At 33.3% G+C, this 23,619-nt stretch carries 19 protein-coding genes and 8 pseudogenes; 13 read left to right on the top strand and 14 right to left on the bottom strand.

Going from position 1 to position 23,619, the window contains the following annotated elements:
• Window positions 1–422: 422 nt before the first annotated feature.
• The 4 genes and pseudogenes from OPR37_RS02130 (at window position 423) to OPR37_RS02115 (ending at window position 5,329) form a co-directional block, all read left to right on the top strand.
• Window positions 423–3,038, top strand: coding sequence for a TomO hydrophobic C-terminal domain-containing protein (locus OPR37_RS02130; RefSeq protein WP_264684979.1), 2,616 nt, complete (start codon window positions 423–425; stop codon window positions 3,036–3,038).
• Window positions 3,039–3,184: 146 nt separating this feature from the next.
• Window positions 3,185–3,885, top strand: a pseudogene (locus OPR37_RS02125) (IS6 family transposase).
• A gap of 173 nt (window positions 3,886–4,058) precedes the next feature.
• Complete coding sequence (locus OPR37_RS02120) at window positions 4,059–4,652, top strand: hypothetical protein (protein WP_264684980.1); 594 nt, start codon at window positions 4,059–4,061, stop codon at window positions 4,650–4,652.
• Complete coding sequence (locus OPR37_RS02115; RefSeq protein ID WP_406717930.1) at window positions 4,580–5,329, top strand: ankyrin repeat domain-containing protein; 750 nt, start codon at window positions 4,580–4,582, stop codon at window positions 5,327–5,329. The genes OPR37_RS02120 and OPR37_RS02115 overlap by 73 nt, the downstream gene beginning before the upstream one ends.
• Before the next feature lie 133 nt (window positions 5,330–5,462).
• On the opposite strand, the gene OPR37_RS02110 is transcribed toward OPR37_RS02115, so the two are convergent.
• On the bottom strand, window positions 5,463–6,221 hold the full coding sequence (locus OPR37_RS02110) for a cell division protein FtsQ/DivIB (protein WP_007302888.1): 759 nt from the start codon (window positions 6,219–6,221) through the stop codon (window positions 5,463–5,465).
• On the bottom strand, window positions 6,202–7,155 hold the full coding sequence (locus OPR37_RS02105) for a D-alanine--D-alanine ligase (protein ID WP_012481821.1): 954 nt from the start codon (window positions 7,153–7,155) through the stop codon (window positions 6,202–6,204). Before OPR37_RS02105 ends, OPR37_RS02110 begins: the two co-directional genes overlap by 20 nt.
• A 564-nt stretch (window positions 7,156–7,719) precedes the next feature.
• Here OPR37_RS02105 and OPR37_RS02100 point away from each other — a divergent pair.
• Complete coding sequence (locus tag OPR37_RS02100) at window positions 7,720–7,986, top strand: hypothetical protein (protein WP_007302779.1); 267 nt, start codon at window positions 7,720–7,722, stop codon at window positions 7,984–7,986.
• Window positions 7,987–8,015: 29 nt separating this feature from the next.
• On the opposite strand, the gene OPR37_RS02095 is transcribed toward OPR37_RS02100, so the two are convergent.
• Window positions 8,016–8,393 carry a ferredoxin family protein gene (locus tag OPR37_RS02095; protein WP_254229739.1) on the bottom strand — a complete coding sequence of 126 codons (378 nt, stop codon included), beginning with the start codon at window positions 8,391–8,393 and terminating at the stop codon, window positions 8,016–8,018.
• 61 nt (window positions 8,394–8,454) lie between these two features.
• On the opposite strand from OPR37_RS02095, the gene dprA reads away from it, so the two are divergent.
• The 3 genes from dprA to OPR37_RS02080 all read left to right on the top strand — a co-directional run bounded on the left by dprA (window position 8,455) and on the right by OPR37_RS02080 (window position 10,857).
• On the top strand, window positions 8,455–9,540 hold the full coding sequence (dprA, locus tag OPR37_RS02090) for a DNA-processing protein DprA (protein ID WP_264684982.1): 1,086 nt from the start codon (window positions 8,455–8,457) through the stop codon (window positions 9,538–9,540).
• A 265-nt stretch (window positions 9,541–9,805) separates the two neighbouring features.
• Window positions 9,806–9,946: a hypothetical protein gene (locus tag OPR37_RS02085; RefSeq protein ID WP_019078789.1), complete on the top strand. Its 141-nt coding sequence runs from the start codon at window positions 9,806–9,808 to the stop codon at window positions 9,944–9,946.
• A gap of 662 nt (window positions 9,947–10,608) precedes the next feature.
• Window positions 10,609–10,857, top strand: a complete 249-nt coding sequence (locus OPR37_RS02080; protein WP_265016873.1) for a transposase — start codon at window positions 10,609–10,611, stop codon at window positions 10,855–10,857.
• Here the strand turns inward: OPR37_RS02080 and OPR37_RS02075 are convergent.
• Window positions 10,829–11,273 (bottom strand): annotated as a pseudogene (locus OPR37_RS02075) (transposase); the annotation flags it as partial. The gene OPR37_RS02080 and the pseudogene OPR37_RS02075 overlap by 29 nt on opposite strands.
• Window positions 11,274–11,524: 251 nt before the next feature.
• On the opposite strand from OPR37_RS02075, the pseudogene tnpA reads away from it, so the two are divergent.
• Window positions 11,525–11,943, top strand: a pseudogene (tnpA, locus tag OPR37_RS02070) (IS200/IS605 family transposase).
• Here tnpA and OPR37_RS06280 read toward each other — a convergent pair.
• Window positions 11,940–12,901, bottom strand: a pseudogene (locus tag OPR37_RS06280) (IS5 family transposase). The pseudogenes tnpA and OPR37_RS06280 sit on opposite strands and share 4 nt — an antisense overlap.
• A gap of 83 nt (window positions 12,902–12,984) precedes the next feature.
• Here OPR37_RS06280 and OPR37_RS02055 point away from each other — a divergent pair.
• Window positions 12,985–13,365: pseudogene (locus tag OPR37_RS02055) on the top strand (transposase); the annotation flags it as partial.
• 67 nt (window positions 13,366–13,432) lie between these two features.
• Here OPR37_RS02055 and OPR37_RS02050 read toward each other — a convergent pair.
• Entirely contained in the window at window positions 13,433–14,413 is a 981-nt protein-coding gene (locus OPR37_RS02050) for an IS481 family transposase (protein WP_019078870.1), read from the bottom strand.
• A gap of 62 nt (window positions 14,414–14,475) precedes the next feature.
• Window positions 14,476–14,682 (bottom strand): annotated as a pseudogene (locus OPR37_RS02045) (phage tail protein); the annotation flags it as partial.
• Window positions 14,683–14,903: 221 nt separating this feature from the next.
• Here OPR37_RS02045 and OPR37_RS02040 point away from each other — a divergent pair.
• Window positions 14,904–15,848, top strand: coding sequence for an IS110 family RNA-guided transposase (locus OPR37_RS02040; RefSeq protein WP_264336326.1), 945 nt, complete (start codon window positions 14,904–14,906; stop codon window positions 15,846–15,848).
• Window positions 15,849–15,929: 81 nt separating this feature from the next.
• Here the strand turns inward: OPR37_RS02040 and OPR37_RS02035 are convergent, their stop codons facing one another.
• From OPR37_RS02035 to OPR37_RS02010, 6 genes are all read right to left on the bottom strand, one after another.
• Window positions 15,930–16,889 (bottom strand): phage tail protein, encoded by a 960-nt coding sequence (locus tag OPR37_RS02035; RefSeq protein WP_265016872.1) that lies wholly within the window; start codon window positions 16,887–16,889, stop codon window positions 15,930–15,932.
• Window positions 16,890–16,993: 104 nt separating this feature from the next.
• Window positions 16,994–17,743: a hypothetical protein gene (locus OPR37_RS02030; protein WP_019236525.1), complete on the bottom strand. Its 750-nt coding sequence runs from the start codon at window positions 17,741–17,743 to the stop codon at window positions 16,994–16,996.
• Between the two features lie 162 nt (window positions 17,744–17,905).
• Window positions 17,906–18,697 carry a baseplate assembly protein gene (locus tag OPR37_RS02025; protein ID WP_265016871.1) on the bottom strand — a complete coding sequence of 264 codons (792 nt, stop codon included), beginning with the start codon at window positions 18,695–18,697 and terminating at the stop codon, window positions 17,906–17,908.
• 2 nt (window positions 18,698–18,699) lie between these two features.
• Window positions 18,700–19,035, bottom strand: a complete 336-nt coding sequence (locus OPR37_RS02020; protein ID WP_096097272.1) for a GPW/gp25 family protein — start codon at window positions 19,033–19,035, stop codon at window positions 18,700–18,702.
• Window positions 19,036–19,042: 7 nt separating this feature from the next.
• Window positions 19,043–20,080 carry a PDDEXK nuclease domain-containing protein gene (locus tag OPR37_RS02015; RefSeq protein ID WP_265016870.1) on the bottom strand — a complete coding sequence of 346 codons (1,038 nt, stop codon included), beginning with the start codon at window positions 20,078–20,080 and terminating at the stop codon, window positions 19,043–19,045.
• Between the two features lie 37 nt (window positions 20,081–20,117).
• Window positions 20,118–20,372 (bottom strand): PAAR domain-containing protein, encoded by a 255-nt coding sequence (locus OPR37_RS02010; RefSeq protein ID WP_230609252.1) that lies wholly within the window; start codon window positions 20,370–20,372, stop codon window positions 20,118–20,120.
• A gap of 134 nt (window positions 20,373–20,506) precedes the next feature.
• On the opposite strand from OPR37_RS02010, the gene OPR37_RS02005 reads away from it, so the two are divergent.
• Complete coding sequence (locus OPR37_RS02005; RefSeq protein WP_019078870.1) at window positions 20,507–21,487, top strand: IS481 family transposase; 981 nt, start codon at window positions 20,507–20,509, stop codon at window positions 21,485–21,487.
• Window positions 21,488–21,541: 54 nt separating this feature from the next.
• Here the strand turns inward: OPR37_RS02005 and OPR37_RS02000 are convergent.
• A pseudogene (locus tag OPR37_RS02000) lies at window positions 21,542–22,666 on the bottom strand (IS4 family transposase); the annotation flags it as partial.
• Window positions 22,667–22,746: 80 nt separating this feature from the next.
• Between OPR37_RS02000 and OPR37_RS01995 the strand changes: the two are divergent.
• A pseudogene (locus OPR37_RS01995) lies at window positions 22,747–23,605 on the top strand (IS256 family transposase); the annotation flags it as partial.
• Window positions 23,606–23,619 lie beyond the last annotated feature (14 nt).

Below are 23,619 nucleotides of genomic sequence, written 5' to 3'. Positions count from 1 at the left end.
CTATATTATTAATATCTCAAGTAAATCAACCATTTTCAGCGCTCAAAACCAAGTGCGGTGAGAACAAGTTTTTTTGGTATGGATTGGACTACCACTTGTTCTATGCGAACTTTTTTATATGGTAATTTTATTATACGCTAAAACCATCTGTACTCGCTCACTTTCGCTAAATCTACATACGAACTAGTTTGTTTAGCTTTGTTGCAAAAATCTTATACCTTTATTTTCACAACGCTGCTTTTATTTAAGCTGTTCTCACAAAGGTAGGTAGTTTTTTACGATTTTGGAAGGGGTAAATAAATAAATTCGTTGTAATGCTATAAAGTCTAGTATTTTCTATAAATTTTCACTTAATTTTTTAAAAAATTGACAATTATTATAATATATGATAAATTTAATGTAATATGTTAAGGAATATAAAAATGACAATTAATTTTAGCCAATATGTTGAAGGTGAAAAACTTTCATTATCATCTCCTTCACATAAGACGATAGAAGAAAGGACATGGACGAAAGAAAAAAAAGAAGAGGCTCAAGAAGAGTTAAGAAAAAAAGAAGAGCAGTATCACGAATCCTTAAGTGAACTGATAAATTTTTTACAAAGCAACAACTATATTACAGAGCTTGAATTCAAAGGTAGTTTTTCATTTTACAGTCCCATAAAAACTTTAGCTCAATCTTCATGCTTACAGAATCTTAGAAAGCTTGTTCTACCTAGAAATCTTCATGCTAGAGATCTAAAAGCTTTGGCTCAATCTCCACATCTACAGAACATAAGAAAGCTTGATCTACCTTTTAGTCATATTGATGCTGAAGGTGTAAAAGCTTTGGCTCAATCTCCACATCTACAGAATCTCAGAGAGCTTAATCTATCTTTTCAGGATATGAACGTTGAAAATGTAAAAGCTTTGGTTCAGTCTCCATATCTAAAGAATCTTGAAAAGCTTAGTATAGAAAACATTATTATTGATTGTAAAACAATTGAAGCTATAGCTGAACTTTGTGATCCTAGAATCGAGCTTGATGTATTATACAGTGATCCATATCAGAAATTTTATCACTTCTTATTAAATAGAAAATGTTTTACTATGGATGAAAAGGACATAAAAGAAATGATTATGGACTTAGCTCCACGTACTGGTAGTGGAAGGATTATAACACATATATTAAAAAATCCTGATAAATATCCTTTTTTAATTAATTCAAGAGATGAGCAAGAACACACACTAGCTCATTTTTATACTCATAATCCTGAAATGCAAAACTTTTTATTTGAACGTGGTATGATCCCTGAAAAAGTAGTCAATCAGGAAAGAGAGGATGAACGTATTGCACAAGATAATCAATCTGTTCATGCAAGTCCAATAGTTAAACGGACAAAATTTTTCACTAAAAAACTGGTTGAATCCACAAAAGCCAATAAAGAACAGTTAAAACAAGCAGCGGCTTCTTACGTAGAAAGTATAGAGCTACTCAAACAATATCAGAATAATCCAATAAGACTAAGGCTTCTTAGTTTAACTGATAATGAAAAAAGAAGTGTAATGGAGAAAACATTACACAATAGTGATTCTACACCAAATGATAAAGAATTTATTAAGACTGTCATTGATAAAGCTGAACAAGTACTAGTAGATAAGTATTTAGAAAAGAACGAACAAGGTGAATATGCCGGAATATACTCTACATCGAGAATGCAGTATGATTACGCAAGGGATGATGCAAAGATTACTATACCTGAATCTATAGGGTATATAAAACTGCTTATTGATAATTTTCCTATTCCACTAAAAGAAAAAAAAGAATTGCTAGTTACTCTTGCGGAGCAGAACCCAGAATTGGTGAAACAAAAGTTGTCTAGTATAAAATCAGAGCTTGAAAATGATAATATTTCTCAAGAACAAATAACTAATAGAGCAAAGTTTCATAAATTATTAGATAATGTGAATGATGATAAAGTGAATAAACTATTTGAGGAAATTAGTGGCTTAGATATAGAAAAGGTCTGGAGAGAGCAAAAAGAATTTGTTCTTCTAAGACAAATATATATAGCAGCAACAACGTATGGTGACAATAGCAGTGCTTGCATTCAAGGCACATGGAGCCAAATTATTAGTAGTATAAACGAAATTAGCTCCGAAATCGTGATACAATATAATCACTATTTAGAAGAAGAACAAAGACTAGAAGCACAAAAAGATGTTATTAAAGAAAAAAATATTAAGCCATTTCTAGAAGGTTTAGCTGATAAGCTAATTCAATATGTGGAACTTCACCCAGAATTGAAAGGAACCTTAGAAGAGTTTGCTGTAAGCGATGTGGATATTGGTAATCCTGAAAAAATTACCTTTGAACAGCAAAAAATTTTAGCAGAGATAAATAAGTACTTTAGCGAAAATATTAAAAATGTTTTGCCTAATTACAATAGAAATATACCAAATAATGATGAATACAAACTTATCATCGAGAAACTGTCAGAGGTAAAAGAAATGCAAGATTTTGCACAAGAGCCATCTAATCAGCAGGAGAATACCATAAGAGAAACGGAAGCTCAAATTGATGAGAATAGTGAGGATAAGTTTTTTGATGCAGAAAATTATAATAAAAGTCGTGCAACTATTAGAGAAAGCGACACAGATGAAGAATTTAAAGATGTTAATGAGTCAATTTTTCTAGAGGAAAATAATACACAATTAGTTCCAGAAAGATTACACTCAGAAACTTCAGTTGTAGCAACAGATCAAACAAATGGTATTCAAAATAATAATCAACAGCCAGGTAATTTAAATAATGATGCTTCACGAAGTAAAGAAAAAAATAAACGGCCTACTGTATGTGCTTTCACATTAGCAATAGCTGGAATTATTTCAGGAATAGCTATTGCAGTTTACTTAGAAATGCTAGCAGTGGGCGTAGCAGTTGGAGCTTGTTGCTTAGTTGTTGCCGCAATCATACACTATTGTAATAAGCCTTTAAAGTCACTTGAGAATAGCAATGATGAAGCTGTAGTGAATCAAATAACAGTGAAAAATATATAACTTAAGGTAAGAAATATGGTTCTGTCGCATCTATAAATTGTGGTACAAGAAGATCGTTAGGTTCTGTCGCATCTATAAATCCTGGTATGTAACATTTGTAGGAAAGTAGAAAAGAAGTGATATGATCATCTAAAAAAAAAGCAAAGATGTTTCGTATTAGTTCAAAATTATTGCCATATTTCAAAGGATTTAGCTTTTCAGCAGAGATAATAATGTTATCTGTATATATGAAATGTAGATTCTCTTTGAGCTATCGAGATTTGGAAGAAATGCTGAGTATAAGGGGAGCAAAAATTGATCATGCTACGTTACAAAGGTGGGTTATCAGATTTGTGCCACTGATAGATGAAGCGGTAAGGAAAAGGAAGAAGCAGGTTGGCAGTAGCTGGAGAATGGACGAGACCTACGTTAAATTAAACGGCAAATGGGTTTATCTATACAGAGCACTATTGGTAATACTGTAGACTTTCTGTTGTGTGCTCGTAGAGACAAGTCTGCGGCACTTGCGTTCTTTCGTAAAGCCTTTAGAGAGAATAACCTTCCTGAGAAAGTAGTAATTGATAAAAGCGGCAGTAATACTGCTGCTCTTGATGATTTGAATACAGAAATTTCTGAAGATTGTAGAATCATGGTTTTTCAAATAAAATATCTAAATAATATTGTCGAACAAGATCATAGATTTATCAAAAAACGAATAAAGCCAATGCTTGGTTTTAAGAGCTTCCACTCCGCAAAGATTACCATTACCGGCATAGAAAATATTCGTATGATTCAAAAAAGACAAATTATCGGGGCTAATGATAATGTTTCTACTTTTGAGAATTTTGCTATGCTAATTGCTCTATAACTCCCATAATCCCAGTTTAACGATCTTCTTGTACCACAATTTATAGATGCGACAGAACCGAAGATAATGTAAATATTGAGCAAGAAAAATCGAGTCCTGAGGAATGGAGAAAGAAGGCACTAGAGTTAATAGAGAAAGGAAACATAGAGCAAGCAGAACTTATAGCAACAAAATTGCAAAAGGAAGGAAAAAGAGAATATGCTGAAGAGGTTACGAATGCGTTGAAAGCTAATAGAGATCATGAAGAGAATCAGGCCTTAGATAAAAACAAGCGTGCAAATTCAGTGTTAGAGAGTGATATAAGTTCTAGGTCTTCACAAAGCTCAGAACATGAAGGAAAAGATGATGATATTATCAAGCTTCAGAATGAAAATAATCAAAATAAAAAGAAGAAAGCTAAAAAATATCATCAAGTTCAAAAGGTAAAACCACAGCTTTCTTTAGAAGATAGTACTAATAGAAAACACAATAGCAAAAAGCCTCATAATGAAAAGCGTGAACAGAACCAAGGTAATGATCAGGAGAAGGAACCATTAAAGAAAAATAAGGAGTTAATGAGTGTAATATGTAGAGACAATATAAACCAATTTAAAAAAATGGATATATCCCAATATAGTGAACTAGAAATATTCATTTTAGCTTTTTCTAAAGCTAGTTTTAAAATAGTTAAATATTTAGTTAAGGAAAAAAATCTATTATTGATGCTAGGAATAAGAAAGGTTTTACTTTTTTACATCTTGCAGTACGCATGGGTCATTTGGATATAGTTAAATTTCTTGTGAAGGATTGTGAATTTGATGTTAATGCTAAGTCTAAGGAAGATGTGACTCCTTTACATTTTGCAGCAAAAAATGGTCACGTAGATATAGTTAAACTTCTTCTCAAGAACAAGGCTGATGTTAATGTTAAAACTAAGGAAGGTAGTACTCCTTTGTTATTCGCACTAGATTGTAGACATTTCGAAGTGGCTGACCTTCTGCTTGCTGATCCAAATATTAATGTTGGTTCTATAAAAGCTGCATCTATTAACAAGGAAAATAAAGAAGGCAAAGAAAAATTTTATCAAAAATTGCGACAGGATTATAATTTGTTTCAAAAGGTAAAAGAAGCATCAAATGAAAAGGATAAGGGTAAGCTAGATGAATTGCTTGTAGAGATAGAAGAATTACTGGAATCAAAAAATAAACATGGTTTCAAACCAAGCTTAAACTACTCTCCAGATGGTAATAATGAAAATACGACTATTGAAATTGCTATTCAAGCTGGTGGAAAGTTATTAGATCTTTTATATGCTTATGCTAAGAAGAATATAGGTACAGACACTGAAATATTTAAACGACTCAAACATGCTAAAGAAAACTCTCAGTCTAAGAGAGATCTTTGTGATGTTTCTGTTTTAAAACATTCTACTCCAGATCAAGGCTTTTTGTTTAGTAATGGTTAATGCTTCCTTCTATAATGCAAAACCCATACTCACCCAACCTAATCAATTACTTGCAATCTGGATTCCAGTTTTAAGCTACTCGGATGACAGAGAAAGGGCTACTTGCATGAAATGAAAAGGAGCACCGAGCAGATCACTTCTTCACAAAGATCTTATCAGCAACACGCATATCAATTATGCTCCAATTGCTAAAAGTAAAGTCGGTTGTATTTTGCAAGTGGCTTAAATAATCCCATGCGCTATAAGGATTATCTTCAGGCAATTTTACTGTGGAACTGTCATCGAGTATGATATTCCATCTTCTATTTCCTACATAAATACAAGAAGAAATATGATCACTTAATTGAGTTTTTCTCTCTAGTATATCTTTAATGAATTTTAGATTTGATAACGAATTTTGTCCTTTAATTACAACGAGGTTATCTATCGGGTAGTCATTTACGATCACTTTACCTTCAGAATCAATTACTGAAGTTCTGTTATCATCTTTCCAAAGAGCGAAAGGTGTATGTTCATCTACATCAATGTGTAAGGTATTAGGTAAAATTCTATAAATTTTTACATATTTTATCCATTTGCTTACAGATTGTATATTATCTGTTAGTTTTGAGAGTGATACATACATGATAGGTTGCGTTCTATCTACTAAACTTAGAATGTCCTTTTCATTTGTAAATTTGTTTCCAGTAACAGTTACTTTGTCGATTAAAAATCCATTGCTAAGTAATAAGCTCGATAAGCGATTGTTACACCAAGTAAAGTAGTAATTGAATCGATTTGTTATTTTATCAAGTGAACTATAAAGTACTAATGTGAGAAAAAGTGCAGTGATAATAACAAGAGCGCACTTGCGCAAAAAACTTCTTTGGCTTCTAGTAACATTGTTCAACATCGGCTTGATCTCTAATATTCCTGTGGTGTAAACTGTCTTCGACAATAATTTTGACTAATTCATTAAAATCAATTCCTCTTGTCAATTTTGCAATTTCTGGTACTAACGACAATTCAGTAAAGCCAGGATGTGTATTAACCTCAAGCATTTTTAAAGTGTTATTTTGGGGATTATAACGGAAGTCTGAGCGGGAAACAGTTTTACATCCTAAAAATTGATGAACTTTTAACGCGTGTTCCAAGGTTATTCTATATATGTTGTTAGGAATTTCAGCAGGAAATATATGTTCTGCAAATCCATCTGTATACTTTGCTTCATAATCATAGAATTTATTTTTCGGTCGTATTTCCATAGTGCCAATTGCTTCATTCAGTAATACAGCAGTATGTAACTCTATACCCGGTATGTATTCTTCTATGATCATCTTTTCCATTATAGTAGAACTATTATTTTTCAGCTCTAAGTAATCCTCATGTGAGAAAATCATGTGTACTCCAATGCTTGAGCCTTCGTTAATCGGTTTTAAGACGTACGGATAATCAACTTTAATATTATTTTTTAGCACATCTTCTCGACTAATTACATAGCCTCTTGGAGTGTCGATATTAAGAGAATGGAATATATGCTTTGACATCACTTTATTCATAGCAACAGCCGAAGCCATAACTTCTGAGTGTGTATATTTTATACCTAAAATCTCCAGTAAACCTTGAATACAGCCATCTTCACCATAAGGTCCATGTAGGGCAATAAAAGCAAGAGCGGGATTAGTTTTTTTAAGCTTTTGAGCAATGTTGCTATCAACATCTATTTCTATTGCATTATATGAAAGGCTATCAAGCGCCTTCTTTACTGCTTTTCCGCTCATAAGCGATATTTCTCTTTCGCAAGAAAATCCACCACTTAAAATTGCTATATTTGGAACCATAAGCACCCTAATATTTTGCTATATATCATATATAAAAGATACTTTTATCTTCAATAGAAAAAACGCTTTGAAAAATTCCACAGCTGTACAGATATTGAAACTTGCAGATGGTGTCATGCAAACTGGTTCCTTTATGATCAGACACCAGATTGCAAGTAAAACTGGAAGATCTTTTTCAGTAATATTCTTTAAAAATTTAATTTTGTAATCCACTTGATTTCCACTTTACATCTTTGTAATCAACTGTTTCTACACCTTCAATGTCATATTGATCAGCAACTACAGATAGTTCCATTTCATGATCTATTAAATAGTCTTTCTGCTAATTCTTGAGTGGGCTGCTTAGTAAACTCAACTAGCTTAGCAAAATGCTGTAAGGTTTTTTTACTGAAAGATACATTAGCGTTTGCCGTAAGTTTTACCAAAGTTCATGAGTAATTGTACAATATTTTCCTGAAATTTTCAATAAAGTAAACTTATCTGGAAAGTAATTATGCTGATATAAATATTACAATTTTATTAACACATAAATGCTACCGTGGCGTTAGTTTTTTAATTTAGGAGTATATTATGGTTATACCTACACAAAACTCGAATTCATTAACGTTTCAGGCACGTAACCTATCTCATATTTGCCACAAAAACTGTGAAGAGGCGTTCAATGAAACAGACAAACCTCTATGCAAGGCTAGATGTGACGTTTTCTTTCCAGTGCCTGAACCTCGTTCACAAATTAGTGAGAAATTAATAGATATTGCAAACAATCTCCGTTTTGAGAGTGCACAATTATCGTCTATGGCAGATGAAATAGACGCTTACAATTCAATGTCTATTTAATCAAAAAAATGTAAGTCTATTTTTGTACTCTATGACCCTAAATTTTCATCAAAATAAGCTGTCTTATCCTTTTTTTCTTTATACTCTTCTGCTGTATCTAGGGGTTGCTTTTTAGCTGTAATGTTTGGCCATTTTTGCGAATATTCTACGTTTATATTGTAAAATGATTTAAAGATTTTTTGTTCATTATTCAGTAAGCCTTCATCTAGCTCTAGAATATCTTTTATGGAATCATCAGTTACAATTGCATCTACTGGACATTCAGGTATACACACTCCACAATCAATACACTCATCTGGGTTAATCACGAGCATATTTTTACCTTCATAAAAGCAGTCAACTGGACATACTTCCACACAGTCTGTATATTTACATTTTATGCATTTATCTGTAACAAAATGCGTCATAAAACACTGTATATTTACATTATCTTGGGTACACTAAATTGATAAGAAATTCAAGCCTTTTATGAAGATAAATAAATTAAATAACGAAGAATTAGAAATATGGCTAAGCTTGGCTAGAACTGTGGGACCAGTAAAGTTCTTTAGTATACTTAGAGCATGTGGGTCGCTATATGAAGTGCTTAAATATCTTAATAAGTTGACTAACAAGGATTATGGAATTCAAAATGCACGAGAAGAAATTAAGAATGCAGAAAAAATTGGAGCTAAAATAACACCAGCATGTGATCCAGATTACCCTGACATTTTAAGGAATATCTCTGGTTTTCCTCCTGTAATAACTACACTTGGTGATGTATCATTATTAAGTCGTGAGATAATTGCAATAATCGGTGGACGTAATTCTTCAATGAATGGAAGAAATTTTGCCAATAAGTTGGCACTCGATTTAAGCCAAGCTGGTTTCATCATAATTTCTGGGCTTGCAAGAGGGATTGATACTGCAGCAAACAGTGTAATATACAAAAATTACCCCACTATTGCTGTTACAGCAAGCGGAATTGACGTAGTATACCCAAGAGAAAATTTTGATCTATACAAAAAAATTACTGAAAATGGCGGATTAGTAATGATTGAGCTTCCATTTGCTACTAAACCAAAACCTCAGTATTTTCCTCAAAGGAATCGAATTATATCTGGTCTATCGCTGGGTGTTGTAGTGATTGAAGCATCGAAACGTTCTGGCTCTCTAATAACAGCAGATTTTGCTTTAAATCAAGGGAGAGAGGTATTTGCAGTTTCTGGTTTCCCTCTAGATTCACGCTGTAGTGGTAGTAATTATTTAATTAAAAACGGTGCTAAGCTTATCGAATCCGCTGATGACATAATAGAGAGTATTAGGTTTAGTTTACCTCCGCAGCAAAAAAACCTATTTAATGTTGAGCACTATGCTGTTAACCAAAAACAAGAAAAATTGCAACAGGCAAAATATGTTATAGTTGATCATATTAACTCTGTACCTGTTGATATAGATGAACTTATATTAGCAAGCGGACTTTCTGCCAACATAGCTCTAATGGCTCTTTTAGAACTAGAGTTGGAAAACAAAATAGAGCGTTCTCCGGGGAATAAAATATCATTAATTTTCTAGATTGCTTTAGTTATAAGTCCACAACCGTACAAACATTATGGTTTGAGTCCACCAAGAAAGATGTCATTCCAGCGTGTGACGCTGGCTTTCCGTAATCTCACTAAAAACGTTGTATTTTTACATAACTTTTATACTTACTAACTTAATATATAATCAGAATTCCTAGATTCCAGACTCATGCATCAATAGACCTGCTGCAAAAGGTAATGATAAAATGATGGGAGAGAGGTAGAAGAGGAATAAGCAGATAGAGTAAGGTAAAAAAATGAGCTTTAGTTACTACAATATAAAGAAACACCCAAGAAATTTTCGTAATATAACAGGCTTAACTGTAGAAGAATTTGAAAAGTTGATAGAAAAAGTGGGGAACGTTCAAAAAAGTGTGTCAAGCCGAAAAGAAAAGTAATAAATTGATATAAAAAATGAAGGTTTGAAATGAGTCAAGCAAATAGAACTACCGGATTAGTAGACTATAAAGAACTAGAATCAAATATTTTATCATCTATAGCTAACCCAAGAAAGGTTTAGCTATATGGCAAAATTGGTTATAATGGTATAATAAGTAATGAGAAAGAAGAAGATGCCAAGTCCATATAGTGAGGATCTGAAAGAACGTGTTTTCAAAGTAGTCGATAAAAAAACAATGACGATAAAAAAATCAGTCAAATATTCAAAGTGAGCATAAAAACAATATATTTGTGGAGGAAAAGGAAAGAAGAAACAGAAACCATCTTCAGGCTATCACAAAGGATATGGCCATAAGATTAAAGATATGGATAGATTTATCAAATTTCTGGATGGATATTAGAATTGAAAAGATAATTGAAGAATTTTGTAATATGTGTAGAAGCACAGTATATAACTACCTTAGCAAAGTAAACTATACATATAAAAAAACTTTTCTTTATCGAGAAAGAGAAACGCAAAGAGTTCATAAAAAAAGTAGAAGAAAGAAAACTTGATATACATAGATGAGTCTGGAATAGAGGACAATGAATTTTATGAATATGGGTAGTCTCAAAGAGTCAAGAGGTTATTTGCCCAGGGTTTAAAAGAAAGAGGGTAAGCATGATTGGAGCACTGAATGAAGGAAAAGTTAAAGCACCATGGATAATTGATGGCTACTGCAACAGCGAGATTTTTGATGCTTATGTAGAAAATGTACTTGTTCCTGTATTTAAACCTGGACAGACTATTGTTCTCGACAATGCGAGCTTTTATAAATCTGCAAGGACGAAAAATTTGATAGAAAAAGGGAATGTTCAAAAAAGTGTGTCAAACCGAATTTTTAGTTCAACTCAATTTTTAATCTACTAGGGAAAAAAATATAGAGTTGAGATATAGATAATGCCCAATCATGTACAGGCATCGTCCATTTTTCCTCCACCTTTCTTATAGCACAATATACCAGCTTGTACAAGGCATTTATGCTGGTGAATGCGCCCTTGTTCTTGGTAAATTTCCTAATTTGCCTGTGTAGCCCCTCGATGGGATTAGTGGTATAAATTAGCCTTCTAACAGGACCTGAATACTTGAAGTAACCGGATAAACTTTCCCAATTGTTCTGCCAAGATTTCACAACTAATGGATACTTTTCGCTCCATTTTTCCTCTAGCTCAAGCAAATAATTTTCTGCAATTTCTTTACTTGTAGCACGGTATATTTTTTTCAAATCATTCATGAAAACTTTTGCTCGATACGTATTTCAGAGAGTTCCTTATTTGATGCACTAGGGAATGTTCAAAAAAGTGTGTCAAATCGAAAAAAAGTAATAAATTGATATAAAAAAATGGAGGTTTGAAAATGAGTGGCTTTGTTGCATAGCTCCTGATAAGGTAGGTAGGTACAGTAAATTCATGCAGCTAATTCGAACTTAGCCATACCTATATCAGTAAATTTATTGTCCCAAATTTGGGAGAAAAACCCTGGACTTGAAGTCCATCCTTTTAAGAATATAATTTTAAGGTGAAAAATCTGAAAGAATGTGGAATATTATAGAAAAAGCAGTCACTCTGTATATATATCACATAGTGTGGATAACAAAATATCGATATCCAGTACTAGTTGGAGATATTGGACAGAAAGCTAAAGAAGTTGTACAAGAAGTATGTGCAAATAATCAAGTAGAAATTATCAGAGGTAGAGTTGCGTCAAGTCATGTACACGTATACGTTTCTGTACCCCCATACTTAAGTATTAGTAAGTTAGTGCAGTTAATAAAAGGAAAAAGTTCCAGAAAAATCCAGCAAAACTTTCCAGAGCTAAAAAAGAGATATTGGGTTGTGGGCAGTAGGCTACTTTGTCAGGACTAGCGGAAATGTAACTGACGAAATGATAAAAAATTATATTGAAAATCACTCTAAAAAAGAAGATAAATTTGGTGACTTTCAAGTCGAAAGTTAGCATTCTATGCTCTCTCTCAATCTTTGGATTTTAATCCATAGTGGTTGAATAAGCAAATAGCACTTAATTAGTAATTCTTTTTCACGATTTATTTCAGATTTATTCTTGAGACTAAACCCAAACGTTTTTTTCAACCTATAGAAAAAACATTCAACAAAGGATCTTAGTCCATATTTTGTTTCTTGTGTCCATTTCTTTATACCGTTCTCATAGTTTTCACATAATTTAATCACATTAATGTTGCTATTTCTTTCTAATTGATAATCAATTTTCTCATAGATTTTCGCACCTTTTATTGGTCGAATGATTGGTTTTATATTATGTCCTTTACACACTTTATACATACTAGCTTTATCATAAGCTGCATCTGCGCGAACAGATGAAATATTATATTTATCTACTGTTCCCTTTAACATATCGCATGATAATCAAGTGTAGTACCATTAGTGTACTTCATATCTATAACTTTTTTATTATTTATACTTAAAATAATATGTAACTTTCTTACTTGATCATATCCATTATATTTTCTTACTTTTGCATTTTCTTTATTACGTTGATGGGTGTTGTTATAGATACAAATACTGGTGCTATCTATAGCTATTTCAATGTTTTCCATACCATTTTTATCAATTCTACAATCATCAATTTTCAAGTTAAGCTTTTTGAATCTTCTAGAAGCTTGAGTATAGCTAATGACTTTGAGGTCTTTTCCCATTTGCTCTATACAACCTTTTACGAAACCAACTGCTTGTCTTAAGCCAATCCTAAAAAAATGGACTACTATATGTATCAAAATTACAACTTTATCACTATAAATGTTATTGCCACCTGCAACTTTTGGACTATTTTCATACCAATTTTCTATGGCTTGATTAACAAAATGAAAAACATTTCCTCTTTTTTGAAGAAATTTGTTATATTCGTAGCAGTTACTGACCTTCATTTTGACTGGCATATTGGTGGTTAAATACCTGTTTTATAATGATTTCTGTCAGTAACTTCCAGTTTTTTTTACTTGAGCCATGCAACAAAGCCAAAATGAGTCAGAAAATAGTAAACAGAACTAACGGATTGGTAGATTATAAAGAGTTGGAAACAAATATCCTGTCGTCTATACGAGAAGGAAGACCGTTGACAGGAAAGGAGGGAGCATTAACGCCATTTATAAAAAGGCTGCTTGAAGCTAGTCTAGAGGGTGAAATAGAACATCATTTATCTGCTGGAAGTGAAGAAAACAATCGTAGAAACGGGAGGAATGGCAAGACTTTGAAGACAAGCGCAGGTTCATTTGAACTATTGACACCAAGAGACAGAGAAGGAAGTTTTGAACCACAAATAGTGAAAAAAAGGCAAACAAGCTTACATCCGGAACTTGAAGCAAAGGTTTTAAGCACATACGCTAGTGGCATGGGGTATAGGGCTTACTTGTGTGATTCATATAGGTCATAACAACTGATTTGTCAGATTAAGTCTGAATTTTAAATAGTTAAGTAACGTTGTGTTTTTGAATTGACTTTAATCTTTGATCATGCTTGTAATTTTGCATGACAAAAGGCTCCTTTGACGGAATGTAATTTTTTTGCACTTCACTTAAACAAGGAATTGTACTTTCTAGCTCTTTATATTTTTCCCATGGAGTTTTCCCTTGAAGAGAGCTATGAGGACGTTGTCTATTATAATGGTTTTCCCAATCTCTGAGTTTAATTTGTAGGTCAGGATCCTTGATGTTAACACTACTGTAAAATTCATCTAAATCTGTACGCTGAGCTCTTTCCACTTTACCGTTTAAATGCGGGGAAAATGGCTTGATAGGACGAAATTTGATTTTCCATTTTTTCAAATATTCTTGCACCCCATAAGCAAAAAATTCCTGTCCTCTATCGGTTTGAATTCTTTGACAATGAAATGGCATTTTTTCTCTTAGTTGTTCAAGAAAATCTAGAGTGTTTTCTGCAGTACGTCTTGGGTACAATGTAACAACTTTATAACGTGTACAATCATCTATAGCGGTATACTGATAAAGTCCAGAAGCTATTTTGCATACATCCATCTGTATACGCTCTCCTGGTACTTTACAGTTGTAACGCTTTATTTGTTTGCGGTAATGACGTTTAATACGTAAAAGACTTACATCATATTTTTTGAAAACTTTGTGTATAGTAGCCAATGAAAAAGAGAGATCATGTAAACGTTTCAATTCAGTTTGAATACGTCTTGCTCCTAATTTTCTAGTTTTTCTTAAGTGGAGAATAAGTTGATCACTAGATATATTGGTTTTTTGTAAAGGTGAGGTTTTAGGCCTGCTACTAAGATTTTCTAATCCTTTTTCACCAAACTCCTTGTAACGTTTACACCATTTGCGTAAGGTAAAGCGTGAAATATTATAGTGCTGACATACTCTTCCTGCATGACCTAATTTTTTATATAGGTTTACCCAATTCAGGCGTAGCTTAACTTTAGAGTCCATTTACTTGCGGCTTTTATTGTTGATATACTTCCCACCATAATTGTAATAAGGTATATAAACTATCACAAGTACAAATTTCTATTTGATCTTACATTTTTATTGTAATAACCTATATGAATCACACAGCTAAACCTTTCTAAAATTGGCTTGTGTTTTAAATTCCAACGTTGCCCTGAAAGTTTATCGTTTCCCAATACAAATTTATTTCCTCTTTCTTCTACGCTACTAACTGGAAAGCACGTATTTATGTCTCCTAAATCACAACTGTTGTAAGTTAAAAATATGATATAAAGGAGATAAGAGGGAAGATAACCCTACTCACTATAGGAATAGAGTTATCACGGGCGTGTGCGACCGACCAACTGTTGGTATTATAACCGTTCGGATCAAGGTACACTAGCCCATCTCTCGATACGTTTGAATAGTTGCATGGGACATATGTATGCACCCGTTTACAATCTTAAATTAATTAAAACTAATCGAGGTTATTATGATTACATCTTATCAAAATTTTATTGGCATTGATATTGGAAAATTTAAAAATGTTGTTGCAGTTCACAAACAGAAGAACGCTGTCGAATTCGACAATGATACTGCTGGCTGGCAACAATTGTTTCAAGATTTTTCAAATATCTTACCTAATTCTTTAGTAACTCTGGAAAACACTGGAAAATATGAGCTTGGCTTAGCACATTTTCTTGTTGATAAAGATATTGCTGTACATCGAGCTAATACTCGCAAAGTAAAAAGCTTTGTTCTATCTCATGGAACTTTAGCAAAGTCTGATCAATCAGATGCAAGAGCCCTTGCTCAGTATGGGTTTGAACGCTATAGTACTCTATCTCTATTTGCACCTATGTCAAAAGAACAAACAACCTTAGTTGCACTTTGTCAACGTCGTGATGACATTACAAAAATGAGAGCTCAAGAGAAATCTAGGCTTGCAGCACCTGAAAACGACCATATAAAAGAAAGCTGTCAGAAAACTATTGAATTCTTTAATAGCCAGATAGATGAGCTCAACAATACCATACAAAAAATTATTGATGAGAATCCAGAGTTACAAAAGCGCCAAAAAATCCTTAAAACAGTTCCAGGAATAGGTGCAAAATTATCTCAAGATTTTCTGTGTCTAATGCCAGAACTTGGTTATGTAAGTAGGGGAGAAATTGCAAGTCTTGCTGGAGTTGCACCTCATCCGAAAGAAAGTGGTAAAACTATTGGTTATCGCAGAATAAGTGGTGGCAGAAGCAACGTTCGTGAAAAGCTTTTTACAGCTGCGATGTCTGCTTCAAGGTCTAAGTCTGCGCTTGGTGCCTTCTATTCAAGGCTTGTTGGTAAAGGTAAAAAGAAGATGGTGGCTATGACAGCTCTAATGCGTAAAATCATAGTAATTGCCAATGCGAGGCTTAAAGAAGCAGTCAATGTGAATTAAAAAAATCTGCATAGAAAATAGGTTAACGAATATGTGGATAAATACGTCTACACACATTTAAAGTATTTATACACATATTCGTTAACCATAAGATCTAAGCAGTAACTGTTGTTTGATACAAAATTTTTCTATGATTAAGTTAGGGTTTTTATTGTCAAAAATGCACTTTTTACTCGAATAAAAAACAAAATTACAAACAAAAGTTGTAATGAAACTAAATTCAAAAAATTTTAAAAAACATAGTTGATCTGATAATACTATCTGCGCTTTTGCAAATTTAATCGATGGTAATAAACTCTGTGGTAATGGATATAGTGCTTTTAAGTTGTACCACAAATGATCTCTTTCATAGATGCCTTTATAATCCCTTGTGTGAGGCTCGGTTTCTCCAAGGATTGCTACATCTAGGCGATATATATCATTGCTTAAAGCTCGTTCATAATGATCGCGTAGATAGTTTTCTATAATCCTAATAACTGGACCACTAGACCTGAAAAAATTTACTCTTCCAAACGATAATACTGGTCCATCTTTTTCAATTTTTATCCCTGAGTAATCCGATAACAAATTTCCAAAAAAGCTTTCATCTAATATAAACCTATCAACGTTATAGTGATCATTGAAAATCCTCATTAGCCGCGATCTTGCTGGTAACGATAGTTTTGCAAGTTCTACTACTGCATCTACAAAAAAGTCATTTGGAACATCTTTTATTCCTATCTGTAATTCAAAAAAGTGCTTGCCAGATGGCTCCTCAATAATTGTAATATCTTCTATATTCGCCCACTTTAGTGCTATTTTGAGTGATGCTGGAGTTCCTCTCAGTCTTTGAAATTTTACTCCTTCTACTACGGCTTTTCTTTTATCCTTTATCCAACGTAGAATTTCCCCCAATTCATATTCCTCAATCAACCACGGCAGTATTTCATCTTTGAGACTAAATTTAAATTCCCTGATGCAACTTGGATTAACTTTGTAGTCGATTGCTTCTACTAGCACTTTTTCTTGCTTTGTTGCGTTTGGCGGTAATAAACTTTTCATTTGCTTTTTCTTGCTCTAACTCTTTTGCTTATATGATACATAAGTAAACAAGAGATAGTTCTGACCTTGGTACGGAAATTTCCTCATTAAAAGTGTATCTGTTACTAAATTTGCTTAACGTAAAAACTGCTTGCCGTTACATTAGACATACTACTTCCAGGCTCATTGAGAGATACTCTGTTTTTTTTATTATCTTCTATTCTATGATTTCTACCACCGAGAGATACAATACCTTTGTTGGCAATGCAAATTATCATATCACCATCAGATTTTGTGAATATCTCTTTCTCCTCGCTTCTAGTATAGTTATGGCTATCATGCAACGCTTTTGCAATACTGTAAATGAGCTTCATATCACCATATGATACTTTTTCAATGCCAGCTCGTGTCAATGCTTTTAGGTCTGAACATATCCTGCTTGCAATTTGGTTAATAATAGCTTTTCTGCCATGCAACCCTCTTTGAATTTCCACAATATCAATCTCAATAATAGCTGTTCTGTCTTCCTTACTAAGCTTGATGTTGGGATGTTCTCTTTGCAGATCGTCAATTTCTTTCTGCTTCAGTTTACTTGAAAAGCACCTGGGTATTGAAAACGCAACAAATCCAGATCCAACTTTCAAGATCTTCATGCCCAACTCTGCACTGCTTCTTAACATTTCTGCGTGTAAACAAACCCTTGGATGGCCATCCACCACTTCTTTTAATGCAACTCTTGCATCTCTTTTAACCTTATCTGATGAATTACACCAATTACATGGATTAAACACATAAACTATTGCATGTAATGGCAAAAGTAGTGCTCTGCCTACAGCCCCGCAAAAGTTTGCATTTGATTGTTGTTCCTGTGCCATTAAAATACCCCCTAATGTTACCTATTTAAGTTTTGTATCCTCCACACATACAATATAATCTGAGGTAATATCGTGTCAATTGATTTACTGCTAATGTAATATATTCAAAAATATTATGAACTTCTTAAAAGTGCTTGCTAGTAAAAGAATACGTTTCAAATCCTATATTTCCTCTAATTTAACATGACTAAGAACTGCACACTCATTACCTAGCACCACAACATTCTCTCTTGGCTCGATTAATTCTACGTTTTCTACACCCTCTACAAATAAATTTGCTATTATCCAAGATTTTGTAACATTCCATCCCAATCTTTTGCTTGCTTCAAACTTCTTGATGAACTGCTTCTTGATTTCCTCCTTTGATATCACAGGACTTATGCTCATTCTGCTGTGAATATCTATTTCCGTAATATTGCAACCAACTACTGTTACTGTATCTGTTAAAACCCTTATATCATCTCTAGTAACCTGCTTTTTTACAATTTCTAGTAGCTCTTCTGACAATATGCCAGTTTGTGTTGATAAGATTGAAATTTGTACTTTTCCTGGTATAGGTGATTCTACTAGTGCATCTTTTACTCTACTATCTGCTGACAGTGCATGATATTTATAATATTCCTTACTTCCTCCTGTTGACCAACCTGCTATTTTTGCTTTTACCCTCTTTCTAAATCTTTCATCCTCTTCTTCTTTTTCTCTCTCTACTACATAAAATTCAGCCAAATTATCAAGATCTTCTCCCTTTGCAAATTTCAGTAAATTACTCTTTACTGCTTCGTTCATCCTTTGTCTGAGCAAAAGTTCTCGCCATGCTGCTACCTCCAGAATCTTTATCGCTGGATCACTTTCCACCAATCCTGTAAAGCTTGCATCCCGACTCACTAACTCTTCTTTCATTCTGAAAAATATTTCCTCAAAGTTCAGTGGTTCGATAATATTTGGCTGCTGCATTTTTAAACAACTACTCCATTAATATTTATGAACTTACCTTCTGAAAGATAGACACCTTCTAAATTCAATGTTACTCTCCCTTCTTTTACTTCTGTTATCTTCACTTTCTCTAATTTAAACCTTCTCTCCCATTTTTCCAAAGCTTCTGCAGTTGCTGCATATATCTCAAGTGTTAAATCTCTATTTATTGGCTTATCCACCAATTCAAATAATCTTGACCCATAATCTCTCCTCATTATTCTACTGTTAATAGGAGTGGTCAGTATATCAATTATCGATTGCTTTAAGTGCTCTATTCCCTCTAATTCTTTCCCTGTTTTAGCATCCATTCCTTTCATATATTTTTCATGGATTTGACTTAATACTTGCATGTTTTTCACGTGCTATAGAAATAGCCTTTCTCAACTTCTTTTCAAGAATTTCTTTAGAAGGAAGCTGTGTTAAATACTGTGCAACATGAATATTAGAGCCTTCGAGTTCAAGATATTCTATATCCTCTTGATCCTTATCAGCACATAAAATAATCCCTAACGGTTTTTCTTCACCTGCTTTTCGTTCATTTTTATCTAACCAATTTAAATACCATTCCATCTGTCCTTTATAGGCTGGTTCAAAGCGACCTATTTTTAGTTCTATTGCTATAAGGCGTTTTAATCCTCTGTGAAAAAATAGCAGGTCCAAATACCTGTCAGTTGTTTTAGTACTCATCCTTTTTTGACGTGTTACAAAACAAAAATCATTTCCAAACTCTTGTAAAAATTTTGTCAATTCATCCAAGATTGTATTTTCTAGATCAGTCTCACTATAACTTGATGGCAATTCCATGAAGCTAAGGAAGTATGGGTCATGAAAAATGAATTCTGGTGCTAACATATTTTCTTCACGTAAATTTTTTATACTCCTTCTTATGAAATCTTCAGGTTTTTTTGCTAGTGCTGTACGTTCATACAACATAGTATCGATTTTACTACGTAGTGCCCTAACACTCCACCTTTCAATACGACACATTTCTATATAATAATTACGCTTCAGCTCATCAGAAATTGCAATAATTTCTACAAAATGTGACCAACTCAATTGTTGTGACAGTGTCGCGACAATCTCTTGATCAGGAAAGAATTTAGAAAGTTGTACCATACGAAATAATGACGCTCTATCAAATCCACGTCCATATTTAATCTGAAGTTCTTTTGCAAGTTGAGAGATGATTTGCTTCCCATAATCTGCACGTTTGTGCTTTAGGATATCTTGATCAATTCTGGAGCCAATTTCCCAGTTTAACAATACTAGAGTAGAGTTGAATTGAACAGAAAGATAATTCTTTGCTCTATCTATTAAATCACTAATGTCTCCTAATAGGCTAGTAGTTATACCCATGTTCATAACCTTACTTTTGGTAAGTATAACAGATGGTTTATTTTTATCCTGAAAAAACATTATTACTTCCACTTATTACCTTGAAACCACAAGATACTGAATCCCCAACTCTTCCCACTCCAAACCCATTTGCAAACACTGTTTTTGATCCTTCAGTTAATACTCTACCTTCTGTAAAATTATCTCCTTTCCGGCAAACTGGCTTACCATTTACAAAAACATTGTTACTGCCACTAACGCAAAAATGTAGTGTTGCTTCTGCACAATAATCTCCTACTCGCACAACCGATTTATTCATCAATTAAGGTGTGTGATTCATATAGGTTATTACAATAAAAATGTAAGATCAAATAGAAATTTGTACTTGTGATAGTTTATATACCTTATTACAATTATGGTGGGAAGTATATCAACAATAAAAGCCGCAAGTAAATGGACTCTAAAGTTAAGCTACGCCTGAATTGGGTAAACCTATATAAAAAATTAGGTCATGCAGGAAGAGTATGTCAGCACTATAATATTTCACGCTTTACCTTACGCAAATGGTGTAAACGTTACAAGGAGTTTGGTGAAAAAGGATTAGAAAATCTTAGTAGCAGGCCTAAAACCTCACCTTTACAAAAAACCAATATATCTAGTGATCAACTTATTCTCCACTTAAGAAAAACTAGAAAATTAGGAGCAAGACGTATTCAAACTGAATTGAAACGTTTACATGATCTCTCTTTTTCATTGGCTACTATACACAAAGTTTTCAAAAAATATGATGTAAGTCTTTTACGTATTAAACGTCATTACCGCAAACAAATAAAGCGTTACAACTGTAAAGTACCAGGAGAGCGTATACAGATGGATGTATGCAAAATAGCTTCTGGACTTTATCAGTATACCGCTATAGATGATTGTACACGTTATAAAGTTGTTACATTGTACCCAAGACGTACTGCAGAAAACACTCTAGATTTTCTTGAACAACTAAGAGAAAAAATGCCATTTCATTGTCAAAGAATTCAAACCGATAGAGGACAGGAATTTTTTGCTTATGGGGTGCAAGAATATTTGAAAAAATGGAAAATCAAATTTCGTCCTATCAAGCCATTTTCCCCGCATTTAAACGGTAAAGTGGAAAGAGCTCAGCGTACAGATTTAGATGAATTTTACAGTAGTGTTAACATCAAGGATCCTGACCTACAAATTAAACTCAGAGATTGGGAAAACCATTATAATAGACAACGTCCTCATAGCTCTCTTCAAGGGAAAACTCCATGGGAAAAATATAAAGAGCTAGAAAGTACAATTCCTTGTTTAAGTGAAGTGCAAAAAAATTACATTCCGTCAAAGGAGCCTTTTGTCATGCAAAATTACAAGCATGATCAAAGATTAAAGTCAATTCAAAAACACAACGTTACTTAACTATTTAAAATTCAGACTTAATCTGACAAATCAGTTGTTATGACCTATATGAATCACACAACTCATGACTGTTAGATATCGCATTAATCTTTCTGCTGTTACCAGTCTACATTCTTCAACTTTAAGGCCAGATTTTAAAATTTTATGTAAGACTTCTATTTTCCACCTAAGACAATACCAATTAACTTTTTCAATAGCTTCATCAAAAGTATTAACTGAAAGATTCGTTAAAAGCATCCACTCTAGTGGTGTTGATTCAGGAGGAGGATTTTTCTCAATAACTTGAACTACATAGAGCGGTAGGTCAGGTAGCTCTTCTTTATGTCTTAATCTTATATTGCCTCTATCTGGGTTCATAGTAAATTTTCCAAATCTAACTTCTAAAGATGCTATCCTTTTTGGCTTGTTATCTCTAGCCGGAATTTCAACTTCTACTTTTCCAGTACAAGGAACCCTTTCTATAAATTGCCATAATTTTTCTTCTCGAGAATACCTAGATGTTTTATTTACGTTTCGGTTTCTACAAGCTCTTATCAAAACCGCTGAATTAAGACGGTAAGCAAGCTCAAAAAAATCATAAATATCTGCTTCTCTATCACATACCGTTATAGTTTCTGTTTGAGTTGAATCTATAATTTCATTTGTTTTCTTTAAACTTTCTAGCCACTTTATGCTTTCTTTATCTTCAATACTAACGTTTCTACAACGTCTTCTTTTTTCTAGCTCTTGGTCTTCTTTAGATATAGATGGTCTCGAGTAAAGCTTTTGGTCTAGTATTCCTAATGTCAAGCCTTCTGTACTAATCGCAAAAGCTGTGTGCATCATAATACCTTTACTTTGTTTTTTTGAAACAACTGCCAATCCTCTTATTTTTTCATGTCCCATATATGAAATGCAACTTGTATCCTGAATCACAAGAATCCTTTTATGAGTTTTTGTTCTTTCAACAGTTTTTGCAATATGCGATGTTAAGATATCACTTCCTTTTACATTCTCATTTTGAAAAAAACGATAAGCTGCTTTTGCTTCTGACCAACTTCCACATGCTTGATTGATTGAACTTTCAGGTAAACTTATTAAACTATCAGCAATATTTACTAATCGATCTGTCAGTCTTTTATCTCCAAGTGCAGCATCCCCCAATTCATTTCTAGCCCATTCATTACCCTTGTTTGCCATTTTTATACCCTCAATATTCACAAACTTTAATATTCTAATCCTTTATTTATAAGTCCATTTACATTTGTGGGTAATAGTAAGGGTATAGGGACATAGCATCGCATGTAGAGGAGATGTATGACCACAAAATATCTGCAGCAGAAATATCCAATATCACCGACAAATTACTGCCGTTAATCAATGAATGGCGCAGTCGTCCACTGCAATCTGTATATCCAATAGTATTCATGGATGGCATGTTTTTCAAAGTCAAGGAGGACGGGCATTGCGTAAGTAAATGCATGTATAATATATTAGGCATAGATCAAAATGGCAGAAAAGAAGTACTAGGCTTTTATTTAGCCGAAAGTGAAGTTCTGGTTAGGAGTGTTAAATGACCTAAAAGAGAGAGGGGTAGAGGATATTCTGATTGCATGTGTTGATGGTCTAAAAAGTTTTCCTGCGGCTATAAATAGTGTATTTCCCAAAGCAGAAGTACAAATATGTATAGTGCATCAGATAAGAAATTCATTGAAATATGTATCCAGCAAAGATGTGAAAATTTTCATGAATGATTTGAAAAAAATATATCGTGCTTCAAGTAAAGAAATCGCTGAAAATTATTTGCTTGAGCTGGAAGAAAAATGGGGTGAAAAATATCCTTTGGTCATAAAATCGTGGCAAAACAATTGGGAAAATTTGTCTGGTTATTTTAAGTATTCTGGCCCTGTTAGAAGGCTAATTTATACCACCAATCCAATTGAGGGGTTGCATAGACGAATCAGGAAATTCATTAAAACCAAGGGCTCATTTACCAGTACAAATGCCTTGTATAAGTTGGTATATTGTGCTATAAAAAAAGTGGAGCAAAAGTGGATTATGGCTCTCCCTAATTGGGCTTTAACTATGTCTCAACTTGACATCTTCTTTCCCAACAGATTGAAAATTGAGTTGAACTAAAAATGCGGCTTGAC

The organism is Wolbachia endosymbiont (group B) of Lycaena phlaeas (assembly GCF_947251875.1).
GTDB lineage: Bacteria > Pseudomonadota > Alphaproteobacteria > Rickettsiales > Anaplasmataceae > Wolbachia.
The sequence above is the reverse complement of the archived record's forward strand: the minus strand, read 5'-3'. Positions and strand labels throughout refer to the sequence as shown.